General features: G+C 56.7%; 28 protein-coding genes, 1 pseudogene and 1 riboswitch. Of the genes and pseudogenes, 15 read left to right on the top strand and 14 right to left on the bottom strand.

All coding sequences use genetic code 11. The annotated features are described in order from the left end of the window. Window positions 1-34: 34 nt before the first annotated feature. Together KCG39_RS14780 and KCG39_RS14785 are read left to right on the top strand one after the other, a co-directional pair. Entirely contained in the window at window positions 35-616 is a 582-nt protein-coding gene (locus KCG39_RS14780) for an NAD(P)H-dependent oxidoreductase (protein WP_049113401.1), read from the top strand. A 91-nt stretch (window positions 617-707) separates the two neighbouring features. Next, window positions 708-1,022 (top strand): putative quinol monooxygenase, encoded by a 315-nt coding sequence (locus KCG39_RS14785; protein WP_004125281.1) that lies wholly within the window; start codon window positions 708-710, stop codon window positions 1,020-1,022. A 40-nt stretch (window positions 1,023-1,062) separates the two neighbouring features. Here the strand turns inward: KCG39_RS14785 and parE are convergent, their stop codons facing one another. Genes parE through nudF form a run of 5 tightly spaced genes read right to left on the bottom strand, consistent with a single transcriptional unit; the run spans window position 1,063 to window position 5,467 of the window. Continuing rightward, window positions 1,063-2,958, bottom strand: a complete 1,896-nt coding sequence (gene parE / locus KCG39_RS14790; protein WP_004125286.1) for a DNA topoisomerase IV subunit B — start codon at window positions 2,956-2,958, stop codon at window positions 1,063-1,065. 30 nt (window positions 2,959-2,988) lie between these two features. Continuing rightward, window positions 2,989-3,564, bottom strand: coding sequence for an esterase YqiA (yqiA, locus tag KCG39_RS14795; protein WP_004125289.1), 576 nt, complete (start codon window positions 3,562-3,564; stop codon window positions 2,989-2,991). Further along, the gene (gene cpdA, locus KCG39_RS14800) at window positions 3,564-4,391 is read right to left on the bottom strand and encodes a 3',5'-cyclic-AMP phosphodiesterase (RefSeq protein WP_004125292.1); all 828 of its coding nucleotides are present in this window, start codon (window positions 4,389-4,391) and stop codon (window positions 3,564-3,566) included. Before cpdA ends, yqiA begins: the two co-directional genes overlap by 1 nt. Window positions 4,392-4,415: 24 nt before the next feature. Beyond that, complete coding sequence (locus KCG39_RS14805) at window positions 4,416-4,838, bottom strand: DUF1249 family protein (RefSeq protein WP_004125296.1); 423 nt, start codon at window positions 4,836-4,838, stop codon at window positions 4,416-4,418. After that, complete coding sequence (nudF, locus tag KCG39_RS14810) at window positions 4,835-5,467, bottom strand: ADP-ribose diphosphatase (protein ID WP_004125299.1); 633 nt, start codon at window positions 5,465-5,467, stop codon at window positions 4,835-4,837. Before nudF ends, KCG39_RS14805 begins: the two co-directional genes overlap by 4 nt. Window positions 5,468-5,662: 195 nt before the next feature. Here nudF and tolC point away from each other — a divergent pair, with 195 nt between their 5' ends. From tolC to KCG39_RS14825, 3 genes are all read left to right on the top strand, one after another. Further along, a complete protein-coding gene (tolC, locus tag KCG39_RS14815; protein WP_004125302.1) occupies window positions 5,663-7,111 on the top strand; it encodes an outer membrane channel protein TolC in 1,449 nt (482 codons plus the stop codon). Window positions 7,112-7,280: 169 nt separating this feature from the next. After that, window positions 7,281-7,949, top strand: coding sequence for a DUF1190 family protein (locus KCG39_RS14820; protein ID WP_004125303.1), 669 nt, complete (start codon window positions 7,281-7,283; stop codon window positions 7,947-7,949). Window positions 7,950-7,954: 5 nt separating this feature from the next. Next, window positions 7,955-9,115: a glutathionylspermidine synthase family protein gene (locus tag KCG39_RS14825; protein ID WP_049123281.1), complete on the top strand. Its 1,161-nt coding sequence runs from the start codon at window positions 7,955-7,957 to the stop codon at window positions 9,113-9,115. Window positions 9,116-9,161: 46 nt separating this feature from the next. Here the strand turns inward: KCG39_RS14825 and ygiD are convergent, their stop codons facing one another. Next, window positions 9,162-9,953 (bottom strand): 4,5-DOPA-extradiol-dioxygenase, encoded by a 792-nt coding sequence (gene ygiD / locus KCG39_RS14830; RefSeq protein ID WP_142468397.1) that lies wholly within the window; start codon window positions 9,951-9,953, stop codon window positions 9,162-9,164. A 193-nt stretch (window positions 9,954-10,146) separates the two neighbouring features. Here ygiD and zupT point away from each other — a divergent pair, with 193 nt between their 5' ends. Continuing rightward, a complete protein-coding gene (zupT, locus tag KCG39_RS14835; protein ID WP_049112688.1) occupies window positions 10,147-10,917 on the top strand; it encodes a zinc transporter ZupT in 771 nt (256 codons plus the stop codon). Window positions 10,918-10,974: 57 nt separating this feature from the next. Here zupT and ribB read toward each other — a convergent pair whose 3' ends face one another. After that, window positions 10,975-11,628, bottom strand: a complete 654-nt coding sequence (gene ribB, locus KCG39_RS14840) for a 3,4-dihydroxy-2-butanone-4-phosphate synthase (protein ID WP_142468395.1) — start codon at window positions 11,626-11,628, stop codon at window positions 10,975-10,977. Window positions 11,629-11,734: 106 nt separating this feature from the next. Beyond that, window positions 11,735-11,886: riboswitch (FMN riboswitch) on the bottom strand. A gap of 120 nt (window positions 11,887-12,006) precedes the next feature. Here ribB and ubiK point away from each other — a divergent pair. Next, complete coding sequence (ubiK, locus tag KCG39_RS14845) at window positions 12,007-12,288, top strand: ubiquinone biosynthesis accessory factor UbiK (RefSeq protein ID WP_049089054.1); 282 nt, start codon at window positions 12,007-12,009, stop codon at window positions 12,286-12,288. Between the two features lie 54 nt (window positions 12,289-12,342). On the opposite strand, the gene glgS is transcribed toward ubiK, so the two are convergent. Continuing rightward, window positions 12,343-12,552, bottom strand: coding sequence for a cell surface composition regulator GlgS (gene glgS, locus KCG39_RS14850; RefSeq protein WP_004125321.1), 210 nt, complete (start codon window positions 12,550-12,552; stop codon window positions 12,343-12,345). On the opposite strand from glgS, the gene KCG39_RS28000 reads away from it, so the two are divergent. Beyond that, complete coding sequence (locus KCG39_RS28000) at window positions 12,544-12,672, top strand: hypothetical protein (protein WP_305955102.1); 129 nt, start codon at window positions 12,544-12,546, stop codon at window positions 12,670-12,672. The two genes, glgS and KCG39_RS28000, sit on opposite strands and share 9 nt — an antisense overlap. A 153-nt stretch (window positions 12,673-12,825) precedes the next feature. Here the strand turns inward: KCG39_RS28000 and hldE are convergent, their stop codons facing one another. Genes hldE through KCG39_RS14865 form a run of 3 tightly spaced genes read right to left on the bottom strand, consistent with a single transcriptional unit; the run spans window position 12,826 to window position 18,474 of the window. Further along, window positions 12,826-14,259, bottom strand: coding sequence for a bifunctional D-glycero-beta-D-manno-heptose-7-phosphate kinase/D-glycero-beta-D-manno-heptose 1-phosphate adenylyltransferase HldE (gene hldE / locus KCG39_RS14855; RefSeq protein ID WP_004125323.1), 1,434 nt, complete (start codon window positions 14,257-14,259; stop codon window positions 12,826-12,828). Between the two features lie 58 nt (window positions 14,260-14,317). Next, on the bottom strand, window positions 14,318-17,152 hold the full coding sequence (gene glnE, locus KCG39_RS14860; RefSeq protein ID WP_142446945.1) for a bifunctional [glutamate--ammonia ligase]-adenylyl-L-tyrosine phosphorylase/[glutamate--ammonia-ligase] adenylyltransferase: 2,835 nt from the start codon (window positions 17,150-17,152) through the stop codon (window positions 14,318-14,320). Between the two features lie 23 nt (window positions 17,153-17,175). After that, window positions 17,176-18,474 carry a CYTH domain-containing protein gene (locus tag KCG39_RS14865; RefSeq protein ID WP_049112692.1) on the bottom strand — a complete coding sequence of 433 codons (1,299 nt, stop codon included), beginning with the start codon at window positions 18,472-18,474 and terminating at the stop codon, window positions 17,176-17,178. A gap of 214 nt (window positions 18,475-18,688) precedes the next feature. Between KCG39_RS14865 and KCG39_RS14870 the strand changes: the two genes are divergently transcribed. Both KCG39_RS14870 and KCG39_RS14875 read left to right on the top strand, forming a co-directional pair. Next, window positions 18,689-19,309, top strand: coding sequence for a TIGR04211 family SH3 domain-containing protein (locus tag KCG39_RS14870; RefSeq protein ID WP_004125329.1), 621 nt, complete (start codon window positions 18,689-18,691; stop codon window positions 19,307-19,309). Between the two features lie 60 nt (window positions 19,310-19,369). Then, window positions 19,370-20,611 (top strand): multifunctional CCA addition/repair protein, encoded by a 1,242-nt coding sequence (locus KCG39_RS14875; RefSeq protein ID WP_142468393.1) that lies wholly within the window; start codon window positions 19,370-19,372, stop codon window positions 20,609-20,611. Window positions 20,612-20,621: 10 nt separating this feature from the next. On the opposite strand, the gene bacA is transcribed toward KCG39_RS14875, so the two are convergent. Together bacA and folB are read right to left on the bottom strand one after the other, a co-directional pair. Continuing rightward, window positions 20,622-21,443 carry an undecaprenyl-diphosphate phosphatase gene (gene bacA / locus KCG39_RS14880; protein ID WP_004125333.1) on the bottom strand — a complete coding sequence of 274 codons (822 nt, stop codon included), beginning with the start codon at window positions 21,441-21,443 and terminating at the stop codon, window positions 20,622-20,624. Between the two features lie 203 nt (window positions 21,444-21,646). After that, entirely contained in the window at window positions 21,647-22,030 is a 384-nt protein-coding gene (gene folB / locus KCG39_RS14885; protein WP_004125349.1) for a bifunctional dihydroneopterin aldolase/7,8-dihydroneopterin epimerase, read from the bottom strand. A gap of 212 nt (window positions 22,031-22,242) precedes the next feature. Here folB and plsY point away from each other — a divergent pair, with 212 nt between their 5' ends. Further along, window positions 22,243-22,863: a glycerol-3-phosphate 1-O-acyltransferase PlsY gene (plsY, locus tag KCG39_RS14890; RefSeq protein WP_004125351.1), complete on the top strand. Its 621-nt coding sequence runs from the start codon at window positions 22,243-22,245 to the stop codon at window positions 22,861-22,863. 210 nt (window positions 22,864-23,073) lie between these two features. On the opposite strand, the pseudogene KCG39_RS27785 reads toward plsY, so the two are convergent. Beyond that, window positions 23,074-23,157 (bottom strand): annotated as a pseudogene (locus tag KCG39_RS27785) (short-chain dehydrogenase); the annotation flags it as partial. Here KCG39_RS27785 and KCG39_RS14895 point away from each other — a divergent pair. Genes KCG39_RS14895 through ureC form a run of 4 tightly spaced genes read left to right on the top strand, consistent with a single transcriptional unit; the run spans window position 23,147 to window position 26,309 of the window. Beyond that, window positions 23,147-23,971, top strand: a complete 825-nt coding sequence (locus KCG39_RS14895; protein WP_004125353.1) for an urease accessory protein UreD — start codon at window positions 23,147-23,149, stop codon at window positions 23,969-23,971. The pseudogene KCG39_RS27785 and the gene KCG39_RS14895 overlap by 11 nt on opposite strands. 9 nt (window positions 23,972-23,980) lie before the next feature. Further along, the gene (locus KCG39_RS14900) at window positions 23,981-24,283 is read left to right on the top strand and encodes an urease subunit gamma (protein ID WP_004125356.1); all 303 of its coding nucleotides are present in this window, start codon (window positions 23,981-23,983) and stop codon (window positions 24,281-24,283) included. Window positions 24,284-24,292: 9 nt separating this feature from the next. Continuing rightward, window positions 24,293-24,613, top strand: coding sequence for an urease subunit beta (locus KCG39_RS14905; RefSeq protein ID WP_049112561.1), 321 nt, complete (start codon window positions 24,293-24,295; stop codon window positions 24,611-24,613). Continuing rightward, window positions 24,606-26,309 carry an urease subunit alpha gene (gene ureC, locus KCG39_RS14910; RefSeq protein WP_004125360.1) on the top strand — a complete coding sequence of 568 codons (1,704 nt, stop codon included), beginning with the start codon at window positions 24,606-24,608 and terminating at the stop codon, window positions 26,307-26,309. The genes KCG39_RS14905 and ureC overlap by 8 nt, the downstream gene beginning before the upstream one ends. Window positions 26,310-26,311 lie beyond the last annotated feature (2 nt).

Here is a 26,311-nt window from a genome sequence, read left to right on the forward strand (position 1 = left end):
ATTAACCACAAAATTGAAAAGTTGAGGATAAAAAATGAGTAACATCCTGATTATTAATGGCGCAAAAAAGTTCGGCCACTCTAACGGCCAGCTGAACGACACCCTGACTGAAGTCGCGGAAACCTATCTGCGCGACCTCGGGCATGATGTTAAAGTGGTCCGCGCCGATAGCGACTACGACGTGAAAACCGAAGTGCAAAACTTCCTGTGGGCCGATTCCGTTATCTGGCAAATGCCGGGCTGGTGGATGGGCGCGCCGTGGACGGTGAAAAAGTACATTGATGACGTCTTTACCGAAGGTCACGGCGCGCTGTATGCCAGCGATGGCCGCACTCGATCTGACGCCAGTAAGAAATATGGTTCCGGCGGCCTGATTCAGGGGAAAAAATATATGCTGTCTCTGACCTGGAACGCGCCGATGGAAGCCTTCACCGAAAAAGATCAGTTCTTCCACGGCGTTGGCGTCGACGGCGTTTACTTGCCATTCCATAAGGCCAACCAGTTCCTTGGGATGAGCGCCCTACCTACCTTCATCGCCAACGATGTGATCAAAATGCCCGATGTTCCGCGTTATACGGCAGAATATCGCAAGCATCTGACGGAAATTTTTGGTTAACTGTAGTGAGTTATGAAAAGACGACAAGCGCGGCTCATTTTAGCGGCGGCTTGAAGTATGATGAGAATATACAGAAGGAGTTGAGTTAACCATGTTGACAGTGATCGCTGAAATTCGTACTCGTCCGGGCCAACACCATCGCCAGGCGGTGCTTGATCAGTTCGCAAAAATAACCCCGACCGTTCTTCAGGAAGAAGGCTGCCATGGCTATGCGCCGCTGGTCGATCACGCCGCTGGCGTCAGTTTTCAGACCACTTCACCGGATTCCATCGTGATGGTCGAGCAGTGGGAAAGCGTCGCCCATCTTGAGGCGCACCTGCAGACTCCGCACATGAAAGCCTACGGCGAAGCCGTTAAAGGCGACGTGCTGGAAATGAACATTCGTATTCTCGAAGCGGGCATTTAAGCAAGCAAATAAATCGGCCGGTTTCCCGGCCGATTTTTTATTATCCGTCCAGCTCCGCCAGATCGCCCTTCTCCTGAAGCCAGTTACGCCGATCTTCAGAGCGCTTCTTCGCTAACAGCATATCCATCATGGCGGTTGTCTGCTGCTCGTCTTCATCGTTGATAATCAGCTGTACCAAACGGCGGGTATTCGGATCCAACGTGGTCTCGCGCAGCTGCATCGGGTTCATCTCGCCCAGCCCTTTGAAGCGCTGTACGTTCGGTTTGCCTTTCTTGCGCTTAAGCTGCTCCAGCACGCCGGTTTTCTCTTCTTCTGTGAGCGCGTAATACACCTCTTTGCCGAGGTCGATACGGTACAGGGGCGGCAGCGCCACGTAGACATGGCCGTGTTTGACCAGAGTGCGGAAATGCCTGACGAACAGCGCGCACAGCAGCGTCGCGATGTGCAGACCATCGGAGTCGGCATCCGCCAGAATACAAATCTTGCCGTAGCGCAGCTGGCTCAGGTCGTCGCTATCCGGGTCGATACCAATGGCGACGGAAATATCATGCACTTCCTGGGAAGCCAGCACTTCATCGGAAGAAACTTCCCAGGTGTTCAGGATTTTACCTTTCAGCGGCATGATCGCCTGATATTCGCGATCGCGCGCCTGCTTGGCCGAGCCGCCCGCGGAATCCCCTTCCACAAGGAACAGTTCGGTGCGGTTCAAATCCTGGGCGGTGCAGTCCGCCAGCTTACCGGGGAGCGCCGGACCGCTGGTCAGCTTTTTACGCACCACTTTCTTCGCCGCGCGCAGACGACGCTGGGCGCTGGAAATCGCCATCTCCGCCAGCAGCTCTGCCGACTGGACGTTCTGGTTTAGCCACAGGCTGAAGGCGTCTTTGACCACGCCGGAAACAAACGCGGCGCACTGACGTGAAGAGAGGCGCTCTTTGGTTTGCCCGGCAAACTGAGGATCCTGCATCTTCACGGAGAGCACGTAGGCGCAGCGTTCCCAGATATCTTCCGCCGACAGCTTCACGCCGCGCGGCAGGATGTTCCGATATTCACAGAACTCGCGCATGGCGTCCAGTAGCCCCTGGCGCAGACCATTAACGTGGGTTCCGCCCTGCATCGTAGGAATCAGGTTGACGTAGCTTTCGGTCAGCAGCTCGCCGCCTTCCGGCAGCCACAGCAGCGCCCAGTCGACCGCTTCAGTATCACCGGAGAAGGTGCCGACGAACGGTTTTTCCGGCAGCAGAGGCAGGCCGTTAACCGCTTCGCTAAGATAGTCGGTCAGACCATCGGCATAGCACCAGCGCTGTTCGCTATCGTTGACCAGATCGCGGAAAACAATCTCTACGCCAGGGCAAAGAACGGCCTTGGCTTTTAATAAATGCGAGAGGCGTGAGACGGAAAAACGCGGGCTGTCAAAAAAGCTTTCATCCGGCCAAAAGTGCACGCTGGTACCGGTATTACGCTTACCGCAGGTACCGGTCACGTGGAGATCTTCTACTTTATCGCCGTTTTCAAAGGCGATGCTGTAGATCTGGCCATCGCGGCGCACGTTCACCTCAACGCGTTTCGATAAGGCGTTGACCACCGATATCCCTACGCCATGCAGGCCGCCGGAGAACTGGTAGTTCTTATTGGAGAATTTCCCCCCCGCGTGCAGGCGGCAAAGAATCAGTTCAACTGCCGGAACCCCCTCTTCAGGGTGGATATCCACCGGCATTCCGCGGCCATCATCGATAACTTCCAGCGACTGATCGGCATGGAGAATGACCTCCACGCGTTTCGCGTGACCGGCCAGGGCCTCATCCACGCTGTTATCAATAACTTCCTGACCAAGATGATTTGGACGTGTGGTATCAGTGTACATTCCCGGACGGCGGCGAACCGGCTCAAGCCCGGTGAGTACCTCAATGGCATCAGCGTTATATGAAGATTGCGTCATGGTGTGTATTCGTAGGTCGTTCCGAACCGCTCAGCGCAGGCCCAGAAAATCGATAATCTGAGTGAAATGATCTTCAAAGCCAACAAATGCGTGATTACCGCCCTCCTCTACCGTCTGTCGGCAGGAGGCGAAATAATCAACGGCCTGGCGGTAATCAAGCACTTCATCGCCCGTTTGCTGCAATAACCAGATTAAATCCGGCGCTTCCAGCGGGTCAATTTGCATGACTTTGAGATCGTAAATATGGCGAGACTCTAGCACATATTGCTGCCCCGTGTATGGATTCTCATTAGGGCCAAGGAAATTGTTCAATAGCTCAAACGGGCGCACCGCAGGGTTCACGACCACCGCCGGTAGCATAAAGCACTGCGATAGCCAGGTCGCGTAATATCCCCCCAGCGACGACCCGACAACGCCCAGCGGTTCACCGCCATGCTCCAGCACCAGAGACTCCAGATGCTCAGCCGCTTGCGCAGGGTAAACCGGGAGCTCCGGTATCACCATTGAGATGTCAGGATAGGTCCGCGCCAGCCACTCTTTCAACGCAGTCGCTTTTGCCGAGCGCGGCGAGCTGTTAAAACCATGCAGATAGAGAAGCGTAGACATCAGTATCCTTCTGAAGCGATATCCGGGTGAAATTTCACGCCTTCAAGGCGGCAAACTTCAGTGGTCAATGTGCCGTCAGGATGCAGATCCAGCCAGCGCCAGCCCGGAGAGACGGTATCCAGCGTGAAGTTAGCGCAGTGCGGCTTAAACTGCACGCAGGTGGATGGCGTGGCCATCATGCGCCGACCGTTCCAGTCAAGATCCAGTTCCTGATGAATATGGCCGCACAGCAGATGCTTAACGCGAGGAAACGCGGCCAGCGCGCAATCAAGCGCCCCGGCATTGCGCAGGCTATGCTGATCCAGCCAGCTGCAGCCTGACGGCATAGGATGGTGGTGCAACAGCAGCAGCGTATACCGCTCCGGGACTTCCGCCAGCTTCTGCTCCAGCCATTCCAGCTGGAAATCGCTCAGTTCGCCATGCGGCACGCCGAACACCTGGCTATCCATGAGCAGTATTTGCCAATGGTCGCCCAGCAATACGCGTTTAGCGGGGGAGATGCCTGATTCCTGCAGCGTGCTGTACATCGCCGGTTGAAAATCATGATTACCCGGCAGCCAGACGCAAGGTGCAGCAAAACTCGCGATGCCCTCAGCAAAATGCTGATAGGCCGCGGCAGAGTGATCTTGCGCCAGATCGCCTGTAGCAACAATCAGGTCGCATTCTCGCTGTGAGGCGCGGATAGCATCCAGTACGGCCTGATAGCTTTCCCAGGTATTGATGCCTAACAGCGTTTCGTGTTTTTCAGCAAACAGGTGAGTATCGGTAATTTGTAATATCCTGACTCTGGCCTCACCAGCCAAAGGTAGGTTTAACAGGCTTTCCAAATGGTGTCCTTAGGTTTCACGACGCTAACAAACCGGAATCGCCATCGCTCCATGTGCTAAACAGTATCGCAGCCAATCGGCCAAAAACTGATTAATTTGATGCTTTTCGTCGCGTTGATGCAACTTTTTATTAGGATAATCATACCGCGCTTTGAAGCGAAAGATCTGCTGGCTTGAACACACTTCAGCGACCATTGCATCGTGATAGAGCCGTACCGTCATTGACGGCAGACTCCAGTAGCTCACCGAGGGAGCCGTCTGCTCAATCGCTACTAACGTAGTGTAGCGGGTCGATTCGACGATGGTTAATCGGTATTGCGCGTTGCCCACCTGGTAACTCACCTTTTCTCCCGCTGCATCCGTTCGCGGCAACAGGCGGCGCAGCTGGGCAAAGTTGGTTTCACACAGGCGCATCATTTCAGGAAAGTCAGGCGTATAACGCTTCATTTTGTCCACTCGTTGCGTAAATTGTGATAATGCAGTTGCAGCCATTGCAGCGCGATGACAGAGGCTGCGTTGTCGATTTTCCCCTCTTCCACCCATTTGTAAGCCTGTTCCCGGCTCACCACATGGACGCGAATATCCTCATTTTCGTCGGCCAATCCATGAATCCCTTTCGCCGTCGTGGCATCGACTTCTCCCACCATAATAGACAGTCTTTCGCTGGTGCCGCCGGGGCTGGCCAGGTAGCTCAGGACCGGTTTAATCCGGCCAACATTAAGCCCGGCCTCTTCCACCGCTTCACGACGTGCGACATCTTCAGGAGATTCGCCTTCTTCTATCATACCGGCGACCATTTCAAGCAGCCACGGGCTCGCGCTAGTATCGTACGCCGCAATACGGATCTGCTCGACGAGCACAACTTCATCGCGCACCGGGTCAAAGGGTAGCAAGACTGCGGCGTGCCCGCGCTCAAAAATTTCACGCGTCACTTCATCACTCATGCCGCCGTTAAACAGGCGATGGCGAAAACGATATAAATCGAGCGAAAAAAAACCGCGATAAAGCGTTTCGCGTGCAATAATTTCTACATCGTTTTTAGAGAAGGTAATCCCCTGCTGATTGACGTCGCTCATTTCGATATCCTGTAGAACATGAAGTTATGAATTTATAGGCGGTGTGGCTACCGTTTTACGGCTCGTATGTTAGATTGGTGCAAATTACCGCCCCATGGCACATAACGCCAACTTTTTACGGTAACAGACTCTATACAATCAGTGATTATTTTTAGAATTTGAGTAGCGCTAAATGCTTCACAACAAGGAATGCAAATGAAGAAACTCTTTCCCATCCTTATCGGCCTGGGCCTGACTGGCTTCAGCGCCATGAGCCAGGCAGAAAACCTGCTGCAGGTTTATCAGCAGGCGCGTATCAGCAACCCTGATCTGCGTAAATCAGCAGCCGATCGTGATGCCGCATTCGAGAAGATCAACGAAGCGCGTAGCCCGTTACTGCCGCAGCTCGGTCTGGGTGCCGATTATACCTATACTAGCGGCTTCCGTGATGCTAAAGACCAGAATTCCGACGTCACCAGCGGATCGCTGCAGCTCACGCAGGTTCTGTTTGATATGTCGAAATGGCGTGCGCTGACGCTGCAGGAAAAGAACGCCGGCATTCAGGACGTCACCTATCAGACGGACCAGCAAACGCTGATTCTGAACACCGCGACGGCCTATTTTAAAGTGCTGGCCGCTATCGATACGCTCTCCTATACCGAAGCGCAGAAACAGGCTATTTACCGCCAGTTAGATCAGACCACCCAGCGCTTTAACGTTGGCCTGGTGGCGATTACTGACGTACAGAACGCCCGTTCACAGTACGATGCCGTGCTGGCAAACGAAGTCACCGCGCGCAACGACCTCGATAACGCGGTTGAAGAGCTGCGCCAGGTGACCGGCAACTACTATCCGGAGCTGGCCTCGCTGAATGTTGATGGGTTTAAAACCACGAAACCATCGGCGGTGAACGCGCTGCTGAAAGAAGCGGAAAACCGCAACCTGTCGCTGCTGCAGGCCCGACTCAGCCAGGACCTGGCGCGCGAGCAAATTCGCCAGGCGCAGGATGGGCATCTGCCGACCCTGAATTTAAACGCGACCAGTAGCGTATCTAATAACAGCTACAATGGTTCTAAAAACACCACGCAGGACAGAGATATCGGGCAGAACCAAATCGGCCTGAACTTCTCCCTGCCGCTGTATCAGGGCGGGATGGTGAACTCCCAGGTTAAACAGGCGCAGTACAACTTTGTCGGCGCCAGCGAGCAGTTGGAAAGCGCGCATCGTAGCGTGGTGCAGACCGTTCGTTCCTCTTTTAACAACGTGAACGCGTCCATCAGCAGCATCAATGCCTACAAACAGGCCGTGGTCTCTGCCCAAAGTTCACTGGATGCCATGGAAGCCGGTTATTCAGTGGGAACGCGTACCATCGTCGATGTCCTGGACGCGACCACCACGCTGTATAACGCAAAACAGCAGCTGTCCAACGCGCGTTATAACTACCTGATTAACGAGCTGAACATCAAGTCCGCGCTCGGTACGCTGAACGAGCAGGACCTGGTTGCGCTGAACAACACGCTGGGTAAAGCGATTCCGACCTCGCCGGACAGCGTCGCGCCGGAAAATCCGCAGCAGGATGCCAGCGCTGACGGCTACAGCAACACCGCCGCGGCAAAACCGGCGTCTGCACGCAGCACCAACGGCAGCAATCCGTTCCGCCAGTAATCACGCTTGCGCACTCCACGCTTCGCTTACCCCGCGGGTAAGCGAAGCGTTAAACGTAAGGCAACGTAAAGATCCCCCGCTTTCCGCCCCTATTCGCTTCATTTTCCACCACTCATCCTCTATCCTGAGCGTTAACAAAACGCATACCACTGGGTCCAGGAAGACAAACATGAAACGGACAAAAAATATTAAACACGCCTCCTTCCGCAAAAGCTGGAGCGCTCGTCATTTAACTCCCGTCGCGCTTGCCGTGACGGCGGTATTTATGCTCGCCGGTTGTGAACAAAGCGATGAAACGGTTTCTCTGTATCAAAACGCCGATGACTGCTCTGCCGCTAACCCGAGCAAATCCGCAGAGTGCACCACCGCTTACAATAACGCGCTTAAAGAAGCGGAACGTACCGCGCCGAAATACGCCTCCCGTGAAGATTGCGTCGCCGAATTCGGTGAAGGTCAGTGCCAGCAGGCGCCGGCTCAGGCTGGCATGGCTCCGGAAAACCAGGCACAGGCGCAAAGCAGCGGCAGCTTCTGGATGCCGCTGATGGCTGGCTACATGATGGGCCGGATGATGGGCGGCGGAATGGGCGCTCAGCAACCGCTGTTCAGCTCAAAAAATCCGGCCAGCCCGGCCTATGGTAAATACACCGACGCGGGTGGTAAGAGCTACGGCGCAGCGCAGCCTGGCCGTACTATGACCGTGCCGAAAACCGCGATGGCGCCGAAACCGGCCACCACCAGCACCGTGACGCGCGGCGGGTTTGGCGACTCGGTCGCTAAGCAATCAACAATGCAGCGTAGCTCAGCAAGCTCCTCTTCTTCACGCTCAATGGGCGGCTAAGCGACATGGAAAGAATCAGCATTACCGAGCGCCCGGACTGGCGCGAAAAGGCGACAGAATATGGCTTTAACTTTCACACTATGTACGGCGAGCCGTACTGGAGCGAAGAGGCCTATTACAAACTGACGCTGGCGCAGGTTGAGAAGCTTGAGGATGTTACCGCTGAACTGCATCAGATGTGTCTGCAGGCGGTAGAGAAAGTCATCGCCAGCGATGAGTTAATGGTCAAATTTCGCATCCCCAAACACACATGGGGCTTTGTACGTCAGTCGTGGAAAACCCATCAGCCTTCGCTGTATTCGCGTCTCGATCTCGCGTGGGACGGCGTAGGTGAGCCGAAGCTGCTGGAGAACAACGCCGATACGCCAACGTCTCTGTATGAAGCGGCATTCTTCCAGTGGATCTGGATGGAAGATCAGCTTAACGCCGGTCAACTTCCGGTGGGCAGCGATCAGTTCAACAGCCTGCAGGAGAAGCTGATCGAACGCTTCAGCGAGCTGCGCGAGCAGTTCGGCTTTCAGCTGCTGCATATGGCCTGCTGCCGCGATACCGTTGAAGACCGCGGTACCGTGCAATATTTGCAGGACTGCGCCGCAGAAGCGGGTGTGGCAACCGAATTCCTTTACATCGAAGATATCGGTCTTGGCGAAAAAGGTCAGTTTACCGACCTGCAGGACCAGGTGATTGGTAATCTGTTTAAGCTCTATCCGTGGGAGTTCATGCTGCGTGAGGTCTTCTCTACCAAGCTGGAAGACGCTGGCGTGCGCTGGCTGGAGCCAGCGTGGAAGAGCATTATCTCCAACAAAGCGCTGCTGCCGCTGCTGTGGGATATGTTCCCCAACCATCCAAACCTACTGGCCGCTTATTTCAGCGAAGATGCGCATCCGGAGATGGACAAGTACGTTATCAAGCCCATCTTCTCACGCGAAGGCGCTAACGTCTCTATCGTGGAGAACGGTAAAGTGCTGGAGTCGGTAGAAGGACCGTACGGCGAAGAAGGCACCATCGTCCAGGAGTTCTATCCCTTGCCGAAGTTTGGCGACAGCTACACGTTGATTGGCAGCTGGCTAATTAACGATCAGCCTGCGGGGATTGGCATTCGCGAAGACCGGGCGCTGATCACTCAGGACCTGTCGCGCTTTTATCCGCACATTTTCGTCGAGTAACACTGAACCCCGGCTGCACCGCTTACTGCCGGGGTTTTGTTTTTTCTCAAGCGCCAATCACTACTGACAGCATACTCAACGACCCCATCTCTATTCCTTCAACCGGAATATTTATCGGCTCCTCGCCGTCCCACGCCCCTAGTACGTACAACAGCGGTAGGAAGTGATCGGCCGTCGGGTTAGATAGCGATCCACCTTCATGCGCCAGGTAATTCACCAGCGGATGCTCAGCCACGGGGCCTTTCCAGTTCAGATTCGCTTTCACGTAGTCATTAAACGACTCAGCCCAGGGATATGGCGTATTCTCGCCGTGCCAGCGCGCGGTACGCAGGTTATGCACCACGTTGCCGCTTGCGACCAGCATAATCCCTTCATCGCGCAGCTGAGCCAGCTTACGCCCCATTTCGAAATGCCATGCGGCGGGTTTCGTGCTATCAATACTTAGTTGCACCATCGGAATATCGGCATCGGGATACATTTTAATCAACACGCCCCATGAACCGTGGTCAAAGCCCCAGGCTTCTTTATCCAGCGTCACCGGCACCGGCGCCAGCAGCTCAACCAGGCGTTGGGCCAGCTCAGGTGAACCCGGCGCCGGATAATGCGTATCGTAAAGCGCCTGTGGAAAACCGCCAAAATCATGGATCGTTTTCGGCGCCTCCATCGCGGTCACTCCCGTACCGCGTGTAAACCAGTGCGCGGAAATCACCACAATGGCTTTAGGCCGCGGCAGCGTCTCGCCCAGATGCCGCCAGGCGCGGGTATAGATGTTATCTTCCAGCACGTTCATCGGACTACCGTGGCCTAAAAAGAGCGCGGGCATGCGGGTACGGGACATAGTGATATCCTTTATTAAGAAAGTTGATGTATTTACATTACGCTCTTTCTATGGAGGATAAACTCAGATAAGCATGATGATGATCGTCAGAAAATTTGAATGTAAGAGTCGGTAAAGCGTGCATCAGCGCGTTTGCGATCGTTAATGAAGAGAAATACTCTTCATAAGAATCATTTTCATAAGGAGATGCAGGATGTCATCCCCCATAATTTTGACCCTGCTGGCAGGGAGCGCCACCTTTATTGGGGCAATTTTCGGCGTTATCGGGCAGAAACCCTCGAACCGCTTATTGGGGTTCTCTCTGGGTTTCGCCGCCGGGATCATGCTGTTGATTTCGTTGATGGAAATGCTGCCTGCCGCGCTGGCTACCGAAGGTATGTCGCCGCTGCTCGGCTACGGCATGTTTATTATCGGTCTTCTGGGCTATTTTGCGCTTGATCGCATACTGCCTCACGCCCACCCCCAGGATCTGATGTCTCCCGGTATTTCCCGCCCGCGCAATCTGCGCCGTACGGCGATATTGCTGACGTTAGGCATCAGCCTGCATAACTTCCCCGAGGGCATAGCGACCTTCGTGACGGCCAGCAATAACCTCGAACTGGGGATGGGGGTCGCGTTAGCCGTTGCGCTACATAACATCCCGGAAGGGTTGGCGGTAGCCGGACCGGTTTATGCCGCCACGGGTTCCAGAAGTAAAGCGGTATTCTGGGCGGGTCTTTCCGGCATGGCGGAAATCCTTGGCGGCGTGCTGGCCTGGCTGGTTCTGGGCAGCGTGATATCCCCGGTAATGATAGGCGCGGTCATGGCCGCGGTGGCCGGTATCATGATTGCGCTGTCAGTCGATGAGCTTATGCCGCTGGCGAAAGAACTCGATCCGCAAAGCAACCCGAGCTATGGCGTGCTGTGCGGGATGTCGGTGATGGGATTAAGCCTGGTGGTTTTGCAAACGGTGGGAATCGGCTAAAAGACAAAAACAAAAAAGCCCACTTGAGGTGGGCTTTGTTAAGCGAATAAGCCGAAATCAGCTGGCTTTACGCTCGTGTTCGCGACGGTAAGCCGCGAGATCTTCGATAGTGACCACAGCCATATTGTGTTGCTGAGCAAACTCGATGCACTGAGGCGCCCGAGCCATAGAACCGTCGTCGTTGGTCAGTTCGCACAGCACGCCAGCCGGTTTGAAACCCGCCAGGGTCACCAGATCGATAGTCGCTTCGGTATGGCCGCCGCGGGTCAGGACGCCGCCCGGCTGCGCGCGCAGCGGGAAAACGTGGCCAGGACGGTTCAGGTCGGACGGCTTGGCGCCATCGGCAATTGCCGCGCGCACGGTGGTCACACGGTCAGCGGCGGAAACGCCGGTGGTCACGCCTTCAGCGGCTTCGATGGTCACGGTAAAACCAGTACCGTAGGCGCTGGTATTGTTCTCAACCATCATTGGCAGGCCGAGCTGTTTACGGCGATCTTCCGTCAGGCACAGGCAAACAATACCGCTGCCGTGACGAATAGTCAGGGCCATTTGCTCAACGGTCATGGTTTCAGCGGCGAAAATCATATCGCCTTCATTTTCACGATCTTCATCGTCAAGTACCATCACACCGCGGCCTTCGCGCAATGCATCTAAAGCGTGTTCCACACGTTCAAAAGCGGTACCAAAAGAGGAAAGTAGCGTCTGATTCATGGTAAAAAAAACCTCATTAATTGTATGGTTACCAGAATCAGGGCAGTCTTAGGAGCGCCGGTTCAGCGGCAAAAGTCAACGCAAGCGGGCAGAAACCCGACTGAGCCGTTACTCTCTCCCATCCGGACTCTAACCGTCGGCCCCGGAATTACACCGGATCTGCTGACCTTTCTGCATTCACAGAAAGCGCTCGCGGGCTTTCAACGCTATGGTTGATTTACCGCCGGTGGGGAATTTCGCCCCGCCCTGAGAATAAGCAAAGTCACTATAACGCTATTGACTATCGTCGGCAATGCATAAGCTTCAAACATTTATGGTTTATAGGCACCGACGATCGCACTACAATGAGCGCATAACCGACCAGAGCAGGATACCACCATGATTGACCCGAAAAAAATTGAACAAATCGCCCGTCAGGTTCATGAATCGATGCCAAAAGGGCTCCGCGATCTGGGGGAAGACGTGGAGAAAAAAATTCGTCAGGTGCTCCAGTCGCAGTTAACTCGCCTGGACCTGGTAAGCCGCGAAGAGTTCGACGTGCAGACGCAGGTGCTGCTACGCACGCGTGAAAAGCTGGCGCTCCTGGAGCAGCGTCTTAACGATCTGGAAAGTCGTTCGTTGAGCGCGCCGGCGACACCAGACGCTGAAGAGAAGCAGTAAAAACAAGCAACGGGCCGCAAGGCCCGTTGTTATATCGGTAAGGTGGAAAGTTGATTAGTGCTCCAGCTCCGCTTCTGGCGTCATAGCGTTGTTCGCCTGCCGGCAGTAAAGCTCATAGCGTTGACAAAACCATTCACGATGCGCTTCATCCATATTGCCAACAATGGCCTGAAGATCGACGGGCTGACCTTGTGCGTTCATTCTGGCGAAACTCTGAGCCAGGAAATCAAAATTCTTCATTAAATACATATCGTTATTCTTCATACGCATACTCCTTCAGCCGTTGGTGTTCTGATTGGTCATATGCTTTTTACTTACTTCAGTATTTATCCTTACCTTAACGTTTTTTGTACGAAAAATGCGCCCAACATGGTGATTTATTGAGCCAAATCATTTATGCCGTCATTAAATATAAAGAGGCCCGCAATTAGGCGATCGCGGGCCTCTTTTGTTCTGTGTTGCAGCGTTATCGCCGGTTACGCCTCGGTTAGCGCGATAATCCCGGATATACCGCCGCTACTGTGCGGAGAGAACACATTACTGTTTGTTATCTTTCTGGATCTTCTTAATGATATTGGTCGTCGAGCAACCGTCTTCGAAGTTGAGCACCAGCACCTCGCCGCCGTTTGCCCACACCTCTTCACTACCGGCAATCTGTTCCGGCTTATAGTCGCCGCCTTTCACCAGCAGATCCGGCAGAATGCCTGCAATCAGCCGCTGCGGAGTGTCCTCTTCAAAAGAGACCACCCAGTCGACGGCTTCCAGCGCGCCCAGCACGATCATTCGCTGATCCAGCGGATTGACCGGACGAGACTCGCCTTTCAGACGCTTCGTTGATGCGTCGCTGTTCACCGCCACAATCAGCCGATCGCCCAGCTTGCGAGCGTTCGCCAGGTAGGAAACGTGGCCCGCGTGTAAAATGTCGAACACGCCGTTGGTCATCACCACTTTCTCGCCACGCTTGCGCGCCGCGGCGACCGCCAGCTTCAGCTCTTCTTCGCCCATCACGCCAAAACCGGTCTCTGAGCGCCCGCGTACCGCGTTCTCCAGTTCGATAGGTGAAACGGTTGAGGTACCAAGTTTACCCACCACGACGCCCGCCGCCGCGTTGGCAAAATAGCAGGCCTCTTCCAGCGTGTTGCCGGAAGCCAGCGTTGCCGCCAGCACGCCGATGACCGTGTCGCCCGCGCCGGTAACATCATAAACTTCCTGCGCCTGAGTAGGCATATGCAGCGGCGGCCGCCCAGGCTGCAGTAGCGTCATCCCTTGCTCGGAACGGGTCACCAGCAGCGCGGAGAGGTCAAAATCGGCGATGATTTTCATCCCGCGTTCAACGATCTCTTCTTCATCCTTACATTTACCCGCTACCGCCTCAAACTCTGAGAGGTTAGGCGTCAGCAGGGTGGCGCCGCGATAGCGTTCAAAATCAGTGCCTTTCGGATCAATGAGCACCGGGACACCCGCGTCGCGAGCCAGCTTAATCATGGTCTGAACGCTGGTCAGCGCGCCTTTGGCGTAATCAGACAGCACCAGCGCGCCAATGGAACCCAGCGCCTGCTGAATCCGCTCGTGCATCGGCTGCGGGTCGACGCCGGAGAAACCCTCTTCAAAATCAAGACGAATCAGCTGCTGGTTACGCGACAGTACGCGCAGTTTGGTAATCGTCGGGTGCGTCGGGACAGAAACAAAATCGCACTTCACGTTAACGTCGGCCAGCGCCTTACTCAACGCGCGGGCGGCATCGTCAATCCCGGTCAGGCCAACGAGGCGAGAGGTCGCGCCGAGGGACGCAATGTTCATCGCCACGTTTGCCGCGCCGCCAGGACGTTCTTCGATATTTTCCACCTTCACCACCGGCACCGGCGCTTCCGGCGAAATGCGGCTGGTGGGACCATACCAGTAGCGGTCCAGCATCACATCGCCAACCACCAACACTCCTGCACGTTCAAACTCTGGCAGCGTTACTTTCATTCCTCTCTCCTGCGAGACGCAAACTTTGCGCGCGATAATAGCACACCCGTTTTTTTAGTTAAGCCATCAACCACTTCTGCCAGCTGGCGCTGACCTGTTCGCGCTCCTGGCTAAACGCCTCTGGCGCCACGTTCCCCGGCTGCTCCTGCAGCGCCAGGTGATGTAGCGCATCGCGCAGCGTGGTGTAAGCGTGAGTTAACGCCCTCGCCTCTGCCTCGTCCATAATGTCATTCTGCGCCAGCAGTTCCAGAATACGGACGTTATCGGACCAGCGCGTGAGCTTCGGTTTATCACTGGCATAGCGTAGGACCAGATACTGGGTAATAAATTCAATATCGGTGATTCCCCCGGCATCGGCTTTAATATCAAAGCGATCGTGATGCTTATTCCCCAGATGAGCGCGCATTTTTTCACGCATTTCCCGCACTTCTGTTTGCAGTTTTTCGCCTTCTCGCGGAGCGGTGAGAATATCCCGACGAATGGCGTCAAAGCGCGTCTGTAGCTCAGGATCGCCGTACACTACGCGGGCGCGAACCAGCGCCTGGTGCTCCCAGGTCCATGCCTCGTTTTGCTGATAATCGGCAAAGGAATCGGCGGTAGTCACCAGCATGCCCGCCGCGCCAGAAGGACGTAAGCGAGCGTCCACTTCGTACAAAATGCCCGACGAAGTGCGAGTGCTGAAAAGATGCATGATGCGCTGGGCCAGGCGCAGATAAAACTGACGACCGTCGATTTCGCGCTCGCCGTCGGTCATCACCTCCATCGGACAATCGTGGAGGAACACCAGGTCGAGATCGGAACTGTAGCCCAGCTCCCAGCCTCCGAGTTTACCGTAGCCGATCACCGCAAAACCGCGCCCCTGGCGATCGTGCAGGTGCGTCGGCTGCCCATAGCGGGCCACCATCTGCAGCCAGGCTTGCTGAACCACCGCGTCAATCATCGCCTCCGCCAGCCAGGTCAAGTGATCGCTCACTTTCATCACCGGCAGGGTTCCGGCGATATCGGCCGCAGCGATATGCAGCAGCTGCGCCTGCTTAAACTGGCGCAGCGCCTCCAGCTGCTGCTCTTCATCCTCTTCCGGTACGCGCAGCAGATACTGCCGAAGCTCGTCGCGATAGGCATCGGTGGCCGTCGGTTGATAAAGCGTATTCGGGTCCAGTAGCTCGTCCAGCAGCAGCGGATGGCGAGCCAGCTGGCTGGCGACCATCGGCGACGCCGCGCACAGGCTAATCAGGTGCTTTAACGCGCCGGGGAATTCGCTCAGTAGTTCCAGATAGGTTGTGCGGGTGACAATCCCGGTGAGCAGCGGCGTAATGCGCGCCAACGGCACCGGGGCATCGGCGCGCGAACAAATTTCGCTGAGCAGGTGCGGCATGAGCTGGTCGAGCACCTGGCGGCCGCGCGGACCAATCGTGCGCCGGTCCAGCTCTTTACGAAAATCGGCGATCAGCGCCAGCACGCTGCGGCGATCGCTGTCGGCAAGATGCGCCAGCGCCGGGCTGGTATCATCCTCCTGCAGCGCGTCCTGCCACAGTTCGCGCCAGTACTCTTCAAGCTGTTCATCCGGCGACTGGGTTTCATCGTCGCCGATCAATTCATTAAACACGCGCCGCACGTTGGCCATCTGCTCCGCCAGCCGCACGCTGAGCGTATCCCAGTCGGCAGCCCCCATCCCCCAGGCCAGCCGGGCGCGATTAAGTTCATCCTGGGGCAGGGTTTGCGTCTGCTCGTCGTTGATGCTTTGCAGCAGGTTTTCCAGGCGTCGCAAAAACAGATAGGCTTCGCGCAGGCTCCGCGCATCGCCTTCCGGCAGCAGGTGCAGCTCTTCGATAGCGGCCAGCGTCGGCAGCAGGGCCCGCTGTTGCAGCATCGGCTCGCGACCGCCGCGAATCAGTTGAAAGACCTGGACGATAAACTCCACTTCGCGGATACCGCCCGCGCCAAGCTTGATATTATCCTTCAGACCCCGGCGGCGCACTTCACGGGCGATCATTCCCTTCATGTTGCGCAGTGACTGAATCACGCTGAAATCAATATAGCGGCGGAAGACAAACGGCCGCAGCATGGCGCGCAGCTCGCTGGCGTAAACGCCATCGTTATCGCCCATGATTCGCGCTTTTACCATCGCGTAGCGCTCCCAGTCGCGCCCCTGCTCCTGGTAATAATCTTCCAGCGCGGCAAAGCTCAGCACCAGTGGGCCGCTGTCGCCAAACGGGCGCAATCGCATATCCACGCGGTAGACAAAGCCATCCTGGGTGGGCTGATCCAGCACCTTAATCAGGCGCTGTCCGAGACGGGTAAAAAACTGCGCGTTATCCAGCTCACGACGGCCGCCGCGGGTGGAGCCGTGCTCCGGCCAGGCGAAAATCAGATCGATGTCGGAGGAGAAGTTCAGCTCGCCGCCGCCGAGCTTGCCCATGCCGAGGATCAGCAGGGGCTGCGCTGAACCTTCAGCATTACACGGCGTCCCCCATTCGCGACAGCAGGCGGCGTAAAGCCAGTCGCGCGCGGCGACGATTAAGGTCTCCGCCAGCGCGCTTAGCTGCTGCAAACTGCTCTCTTCGCTGACCAGTGATAGCGCCTGGGCCCAGGCGATGCGCACCATAATCCAGCGGCGAAACTGGCGCAGCTCGCGCATCAGCGCGGCCTCATCATTGACCTCGGCCAGGCGAACCTGCAGCCACTCGGCGTAGTGGTGCCACTCCAGCGCCTTGGGAGGCGAACTTTCAAGTTCCGCCAGCCACTGCGGCTGCGCGATCAGACTCTGCTCGACAAAATCGCTGAAGGCCATAACCGATTGCGCCCGTTCGCTCAACGTCGATACGGGAAAATCCGCTGGCAGTCGGTCTACAACCGTCTGCCAGTGCTGCTGTAACTGCGAAGAAAGCGGCATCTTAGGGGCTCCCTGGCCTGAAATTATCGTTTTCCACTATGCAGCCAGAACGGCTCCGCTGCCAGCGCCTGGCGACGAAAATATTCGATAACGCTACTGTCGTTATGCGCAATCGCCCGGCGGGTCTCTTGCCAGTTTTCCAGCCACGGCCCGGCGACGTCGAGATAGGCTCCGGATAACAGCTGAACGGTGTCAATTTCGCGGGTCAGGCGCGGAAGCTGATCGACATAACCGTCAGCGGACGGCTGGCGAAAGGTGTTTTTCAGCTCCGCCGCAGCTCTGGAGAGCTGAATATCAGCGAAGCGTTTAAACGATCCGGCAATTTTCTGCTCCCCGGCAGCGTTCAGGAAAGGACGCCAGCCGCGGTTTACTAGCAGATCGGTGAGCGTCAGCTTGGCTCTGACGGTCGCCACGCTGAAAAGCGCCGCCTGGGCCGTTTCGGCCTCGGCCAGCGCCGTTTCGGCTTCATTCAGACGCTCACGCAGCAGCGTGGTGGCCTTGCGCGGGACAATACCGCCAAATAGCACCAGCGCGTGCCGCACGCGGCCAATAGCGTGCAAAATCTCCGCTTTCGCTTTCGCATTGCCGCGATTGAGGAGTTCATCATGATACAGCCAGTGCGCGAGCGCGCTTTCCAGCGCCGCTTCCAGCGCCTGTTCGACGCTGGCCTTCGGCGCGACGCGAAGGATCGTTAACGCGGTCAGCGGACGTTCTTCATTACCCTGCGCCAGATGATAACCGCGCGCCGCCTTGCTCAGGCTACCCTGGCGCAGTACGCCGGTATCCAGCAGGCGACGGGCAAGGGTCAGAATGTCCTGCGTTTTACCGGACAGCAGTTCCAGCTCCAGTTCACAAATCGGTTCCTGATGCTCGCCGGCTGTCACTTCGCCGCGGTCGAGCGCGATTTCAATTTCGCTGTCGCCTTCCTTGACCACCCATCTTTCACGCGCAAAATCGGTGTTGAAAAGCGGCTGTACGTTCTGTGCGAGCTCCGCCGGCAGTTCCCCCTGCGGCCAGACCTCAGCCGGCAGTTTCTCCAGCGCCAGCTCCGGCGTGTCCAGCGGAATGTTGTATTCCGGACGCTGATGCAGGCCGCCGACAACGCGCCCGGCGATTTTCAGCGTCATTTCATAGCGCCCCTGGTCACCGCGAATGCGTAGCCCCATGTCGTGGCGGCGCAGCCAGTTATCCGCCGTTTCATAGTAAATATTCAGCAATTGACCCGCGGGCGTATGCTTTGCCTCCAGCGTACTGAGGTGCTGACGCAGCGCGTCAACGCCATCCTGAGCGACGATAAACTTTAATTCGATTTCTTGAGCCATGACTGAATTCTTCCGCTTATATGCTGTGCCGGGAAATTGCGGCGAACTAACAACGATATTTCTTGTCAGTAAATAGTATTTTGCGGCGAATCGCCATGCAATGCGCATTTTGCCGGGCCACCTCCTGGATGATTCCGATTGTGGCGGAAAACTTTGCGTCGCTTCGGCGATGCCACTACTATCGTTCAACTTTTTATGACCAAACGATGACCTGATGCCTAAATTACGCCTTATTACATTGACTTTGCTGGCGCTGAGCGCCGCCACGGCGGTTCACGCGGAAGAAAAACGTTACGTTTCAGATGAACTGAATACCTGGGTGCGCAGCGGTCCAGGCGATAACTATCGTCTCGTGGGCACCATCAACGCCGGGGAAGAAGTCGCGGTGCTGCAAACCAACGACAGCACTAACTATGCTCAGGTACGCGACGGCAGCGGCCGTACAGCCTGGATCCCCCTGAAAGAGCTGAGCAACGAGCCCAGCCTGCGCACCCGCGTGCCGGATCTGGAAAACCAGGTCAAAACCCTGACCGACAAACTCAACAACATCGACACCACCTGGAACCAGCGCACGGCGGACATGCAGAAGAAAGTCGCCGGTAGCGACGCCGTGATTAACGGCCTGAAAGAAGAGAACCAAAAGCTGAAAAATGAGCTGGTTGTCGCGCAGAAAAAGGTAAACGCCGCGAATCTACAGCTTGATGACAAACAGCGCACCATTATCATGCAGTGGTTTATGTACGGCGGCGGCGTGCTGGGCGTCGGCCTGATCCTCGGACTGGTGTTGCCGCACCTGGTACCGAGCCGCAAACGCAAAGACCGTTGGATGAACTAATTCGTCTTCTCTGCCAGACTTACGTATCATCGTAAGAAAATGAAGACGGGAGAGTAAGGCGTGAAGGTTTATCTGGTCGGTGGTGCAGTACGAGATGCGTTATTAAGGCTACCGGTTAAAGACAAAGATTGGGTCGTAGTTGGCGCCACGCCTCAGCAACTTCTCGACGCGGGCTACCAGCAGGTAGGCCGTGATTTTCCCGTGTTCCTTCATCCGCAAAGCCGCGAAGAGTATGCCCTGGCGCGTACCGAGCGCAAGTCAGGTTCTGGTTACACCGGCTTTACCTGCTATGCCGCAGCCGACGTTACCCTTGAACAAGACCTGTTGCGCCGCGATCTGACGATCAATGCGCTGGCCCAGGACGCCGACGGCCAGGTTATCGATCCCTACGGCGGCCAGGCTGACTTACGCCAGCGCCTGTTGCGCCACGTCTCGCCCGCCTTTAGCGAGGATCCGCTACGCGTCCTGCGCGTGGCGCGTTTTGCCGCCCGCTACGCGCATCTGGGGTTCCGCATCGCCGATGAAACCATGGCGCTGATGCGCGCCATGGCTGATGCCGGCGAGCTGGCGCACCTCACGCCTGAGCGGGTGTGGAAAGAGACGGAAAGCGCCCTTTCCACCCACAATCCGCAGGTCTTCTTCCAGACATTACGCGACTGCCGCGCGCTCAAGGTACTGTTCCCGGAAGTCGACGCGCTTTATGGCGTACCGGCCCCGGCTAAATGGCACCCGGAAATCGACACTGGCCTGCACACGCTGATGACCGTCACCATGGCGGCGATGCTCTCGCCCGAAGTAGATGTCCGTTTTGCCACCCTATGCCACGACCTGGGGAAAGGGCTGACGCCGAAAGCGCTCTGGCCGCGCCATCATGGTCACGGCCCGGCGGGGGTTAAGCTGGTCGAGCAGCTCTGCACCCGCCTGCGAGTACCAAACGACATTCGCGACCTGGCGAAGCTGGTCGCCGAATTTCACGATCTGATTCATACGCTGCCTATCCTACAGCCGAAGACGCTGGTCAAGCTGTTCGATAATATTGACGCCTGGCGCAAGCCGCATCGTGTCAGACAAATCGCGTTAACCAGCGAGGCCGACGTGCGCGGGCGCACCGGCTTTGAAGCCTGCGATTATCCGCAGGGACGCCTGCTGCTGGAAGCATGGGATGTTGCCCGGTCGGTCTCAACAAAAGAGGTGGTTGCCGAAGGTTTTCAGGGCGTTGAGATTCGTGAAGAGCTGACGCGTCGGCGAATTCAGGCCGTCGCCCGCTGGAAAGAAAAGCGTTGCCCTCAGCCGCGGGACTGAGGGCGGGCGCTTAGAAGAAGACCACGTAGACCGCTGCCGCGACAATAAAGCGGTAGATGGCGAACGGGATAAACGAAATACGTTTAATCAGCTGCAGGAAGGTTTTAATCGCAATCAGCGCAACGATAAACGCCGTGACAAAACCGACGGCAAACATCGGAATATCGCTGGCGTTCAGGAACCCGATGCTCTTGTACATATCCAGTACGGTTGCCCCCATCATCATCGGCACCGCCAGCAGGAACGAGAACTCAGAGGCTGCATAGCGGCTTACGCCCATCAGCATCCCGCCGGAAATCGTCGCTCCGGAACGCGAGAAGCCCGGCCATAGCGCCAGACACTGGAAGCAGCCGATGACGAACGCCTGACGATAGGTCATATCATCAATGCCCACCGCGCGCGGCTGTTTTGGCTTCAGCACTTCCGCCGCGATCAGCAGCACGCCGCCCACAATCAGCGCATACATCACGTTAATCGGGTTAAACAGCGACTTGATGGTATCGTGGAAAATCAGCCCCAGCACCACCGCCGGGATCATCCCCAAAAGAATATGGATAAGCGACAGGCGACCGCTGCCCTGGCCTTCATGTTCAGGCTTTTTGCCAAAATGAATGCCGATTAAGCCAAACAGACGGCGCCAGAACATCACCACAACGGCCAGAATGGAGCCAAGCTGAATCACTACTTCAAAAGTATTTGCGGTATCGCCTTCAAAACCCAGCAGATGACCGACAATAATCATATGACCAGTACTGGAGACAGGTAAAAATTCTGTCAAACCCTCAACCACACCCAATATTGCCGCTATCAGCAGCGAGTGTATATCGCTCATCCAATTAAACCCTTTAAAAAGTAAAATGAAAAAAACCAGGAACGAAGAACCGAGCTATCAGGCGTGCTTATTTGGCCGCAGACAGCGCGCAGAAAAATGAGCGTACAGGTTGTACGCAAGGATTTCGAGCGCTGTTCTGGAACAAAACGGCAAATAGCATAGCCTGATGGTCGGATTCTATGACCGGTATAAACACATTTTGTTTAACGAGTATGACCTGAAAAGTTTTGTTTCAGATTAAGGCCACGTTCAATAATGACGCCAACGTTGGCCGCTCGCGCTACCGCGCCGGGCTTGCTGACTTTAATACGTACCCATGGTGATTGAAACTTTTCCAGCAGCAGGTCGGCTATCTCTTCCGCCACGCGCTCCACCAGCGCAAAGCGCGCTCCCTCAACGTGGTTGATCACCAGCTCACTGATATCAGCATAGCTGAGGCAATCGTTGACATCATCACTGGCCGCCGCTTTACGGTTATCCCACGCCATTTCGATATCGAACACCAGCTTCTGTTCGATGGTTTGTTCCCAGTCGTAAACACCAATCGTGGTGATTACCGAAAGTTGCTCTATAAATACAATATCCATCACGACCCGCCTGCTTTTTGACTAAACCGGATACCACTTCTGGCCAATTATGCGTATTATCCACAGATGCAAAGACATCCCCTAAATAATTTGCGTTGCAGTAAGACCGCGACGCGGCAAGGCTCCAGGCGCATGGCATTGCGATGCGTCCGGGCGGGCCAGCGCGCCGACGGCGCTGGGGATAAACCAACTCTTTCTAAATGGAACAGCTGATGAGTGCAATCGCGCCTGGACTGGTTATCCTCGCCTACCTCTGCGGCTCAATCTCCAGCGCCATTCTCGTTTGCCGCCTCGCTGGCCTTCCCGACCCCCGCGACAGCGGCTCCGGCAATCCAGGGGCGACAAACGTCCTGCGAATTGGTGGCAAAGGCGCAGCCGTAGCGGTGCTTATTTTTGACGTACTGAAAGGCATGCTGCCGGTCTGGGGCGCGTGGGCGTTAGGCCTGACGCCTTTCTGGCTCGGCCTGGTGGCGATCGCCGCCTGCGTGGGCCATATCTGGCCGGTATTTTTTAACTTTCGCGGCGGCAAAGGCGTGGCGACCGCCTTCGGCGCCATTGCTCCTATCGGCTGGGATCTTACCGGCGTGATGGCCGGAACCTGGCTGCTGACGATTCTACTTAGCGGCTACTCCTCGCTGGGAGCTATCGTGAGCGCGCTGATTGCGCCGTTCTATGTCTGGTGGTTCAAACCGCAGTACACTTTCCCCGTTTCGATGCTGTCTTGCCTGATTCTGCTGCGCCATCATGACAACATTCAGCGTTTGTGGCGTCGTCAGGAAACCCGCATCTGGTCTCGTTTCAAAAAGAAGAAAAAAGCGCCGGAGCAGAAATAGCCTTTGCTTCGCCACAACTCGCGGCAAGGCGGCAAGTGAGTGAGTACCGATGAACTTACTCCAGTCAGTGATTCGGGCGAGCGACAAATCTGCCGGGAGCAGATTTGAACGTCGCTTGCGACGGCCCGGCAGGGCGAGGCCCATGGATGGGCCGAGTAGCCCGTTGCCAACGCGGCCATGGCCCGAAGTATGACGGGCATAAGCTTTTCATATGACCGGGATGGTTAGCCCCCGATCAATACTCTTCGCTGCTGTTTTATCTTGATTTTGCAGGGGCGCGACATTGCACGGCACCGTGTTACCACAGAATAAAAAAGGCTGGCAGGCCTCGCTGGACCTCCAGTTTCAATTTCTCGGCGGGAAAACCACGCTCGCCTCCCGTCGTCATGTCGGTCCCCTCACCGTTCAGCGCCCGTTTTACCCCGAAGAAGAGACCTGCCATCTCTATCTGCTTCATCCGCCCGGCGGCATCGTCGGCGGCGATGAGCTCACCATTAGCGCGACCATTGATCCCGATTGCCATACGCTGATAACTATGCCCGGCGCCAGCAAGTTTTATCGCAGCAGCGGCGCGCAGGCGCGGCTTCAGCAAACCCTGACGCTGGCCGAAAACTCGACGCTCGAGTGGCTGCCGCAGGACGCGATCTTCTTTCCCGGCGCCAACGCCTCGTTGCATACCGCATTTCATCTCGCCGCCTCCAGCACGCTGCTGGCCTGGGACCTGCTGTGTCTTGGCCGGCCGGTCATCGGCGAAGCCTTTAGCCACGGCGCGCTTGCCAATCGCCTGGAGGTGTGGGTCGACGGCTCTCCGCTGCTGATTGAGCGCCTGAGCCTGGCCGATGGACAGCTGGCCTGCGTCGCGCAGCAGCCGTGGGTGGGAACGATGCTGTTCTACCCGGCGAACGAAACGCTGCTGGAAGGCGTACGCGAAAAACTTACGCCGCTGGCAAACTACGCCGGCGCGACGCTCACCGACGGCCTGCTGACGGTACGCTTTCTAAGTGACGATAATCTGCGTTGCCAGCGGGCGATGCGCGATATCTGGCAATTTATGCGCCCGCACCTGACCGGCAAATCTCCGGTACTTCCCCGAATCTGGCTGACTTAAGAGAACGCTATGGAACTGACACCCCGAGAAAAAGACAAGCTGTTGCTGTTCACCGCCGCGCTGGTGGCGGAGCGTCGCCTGGCCCGCGGCCTGAAGCTCAACTATCCCGAATCCGTGGCCCTGATTAGCGCCTTTATTATGGAAGGTGCGCGCGACGGCAAAAGCGTCGCCGAGCTGATGGAAGAGGGGCGCCACGTCCTGAGCCGCGATCAGGTCATGGAAGGCGTGCCGGAAATGATCCCCGATATCCAGGTCGAAGCCACCTTCCCGGACGGCTCGAAGCTGGTTACCGTCCATAACCCGATAATCTGAGGTAGCGCGATGATCCCAGGAGAATATCAGGTAAAACCCGGCCAGATAGCGATTAACGTCGGCCGCGCCACCTGCTGCATTATCGTTGAAAATCACGGCGACCGACCGATTCAGGTCGGCTCGCATTACCACTTCGCCGAGGTCAATCCGGCGCTGAAGTTCGATCGCCAGCAGGCGACCGGCTATCGCCTGAATATCGCCGCCGGCACCGCAGTACGCTTCGAGCCGGGCCAAAAACGCGAGGTGGAGCTGGTGGCGCTGGCCGGAACCCGCGCGGTGTACGGTTTTCGCGGTGAGGTGATGGGCGCGCTGGAGGCAAATGATGAGTGAAATATCACGTCAGGCCTATGCTGACATGTTCGGCCCTACCACCGGCGATAAAGTTCGCCTGGCTGACACCGAGCTGTGGATCGAAGTCGAAGATGATTTGACCACCTACGGCGAAGAGGTCAAATTTGGCGGCGGTAAAGTGATCCGCGACGGAATGGGACAGGGACAGATGCTTTCCGCCGAGTGCGTGGATCTGGTGCTGACCAACGCCCTGATCGTCGATTACTGGGGGATCGTCAAAGCCGATATCGGCGTCAAAGACGGACGGATCTTCGCGATCGGCAAAGCCGGCAACCCGGATATTCAGCCCAACGTCACGATCCCTATCGGCGCGGCCACGGAAATTATTGCGGCGGAAGGCAAGATCGTCACCGCCGGCGGCGTCGATACGCATATTCACTGGATCTGTCCGCAGCAGGCGGAAGAAGCGCTGGTCTCCGGCGTTACCACCATGATCGGCGGCGGGACCGGCCCGGCGGCAGGCACCAACGCCACGACCTGCACGCCCGGGCCGTGGTACATCTCGCGGATGCTGCAGGCAGCGGACAGCCTGCCGGTCAATATTGGCCTGCTGGGTAAAGGCAACGGCTCGAATCCCGACGCGCTGCGTGAGCAGGTCGCGGCCGGGGTTATCGGCCTGAAAATTCATGAAGACTGGGGCGCGACCCCGGCGGCAATCGACTGCGCGCTGACCGTGGCCGACGAAATGGACGTGCAGGTAGCGCTGCACAGCGATACCCTCAATGAGTCCGGATTCGTTGAGGATACCCTGGCGGCCATCGGCGGACGCACTATCCATACTTTCCATACCGAAGGCGCGGGCGGGGGCCATGCGCCGGATATTATTACCGCCTGCGCGCACCCCAATATTTTGCCGTCATCGACCAACCCGACGCTGCCCTATACCGTCAACACCATTGACGAACATCTGGATATGCTGATGGTTTGCCATCACCTCGACCCGGATATCGCCGAGGACGTAGCGTTTGCCGAATCGCGCATTCGGCGTGAAACCATCGCCGCGGAGGACGTCCTGCACGACCTCGGCGCCTTCTCCCTCACCTCGTCTGATTCGCAGGCGATGGGGCGCGTCGGCGAAGTGGTGTTGCGCACCTGGCAAGTAGCGCACCGCATGAAAGTTCAACGCGGACCGCTGGCGGAAGAGAGCGGCGATAACGACAACTTCCGCGTGAAGCGCTATATCGCTAAATACACCATTAATCCGGCGTTGACCCACGGTATCGCCCACGAAGTCGGCTCGATTGAAGCCGGTAAACTGGCGGATCTGGTGCTGTGGTCCCCGGCCTTCTTCGGCGTGAAACCGGCAACGATCGTTAAAGGCGGCATGATCGCCATGGCGCCGATGGGCGACATCAACGCCTCTATCCCAACGCCGCAGCCGGTACACTATCGCCCGATGTTCGGCGCGCTGGGCAGCGCACGTCACAGCTGCCGTTTGACCTTCCTGTCGCAGGCGGCGGCGGAAAACGGCATCGCTGAACGGCTGAACCTGCACAGCGCGACGGCGGTGGTGAAAGGCTGCCGCGCGGTACAAAAAGCCGATATGCACCACAACGGTCTGCTGCCCAATATTACCGTGGATTCGCAAACCTACGAGGTGCGCATCGACGGCGAACTGATTACCAGCGAACCGGCGGACGTGCTACCAATGGCGCAACGTTATTTCCTGTTTTAAGG

Source organism: Klebsiella pasteurii (genome assembly GCF_018139045.1).
In the GTDB taxonomy this organism is placed as follows: domain Bacteria; phylum Pseudomonadota; class Gammaproteobacteria; order Enterobacterales; family Enterobacteriaceae; genus Klebsiella; species Klebsiella grimontii.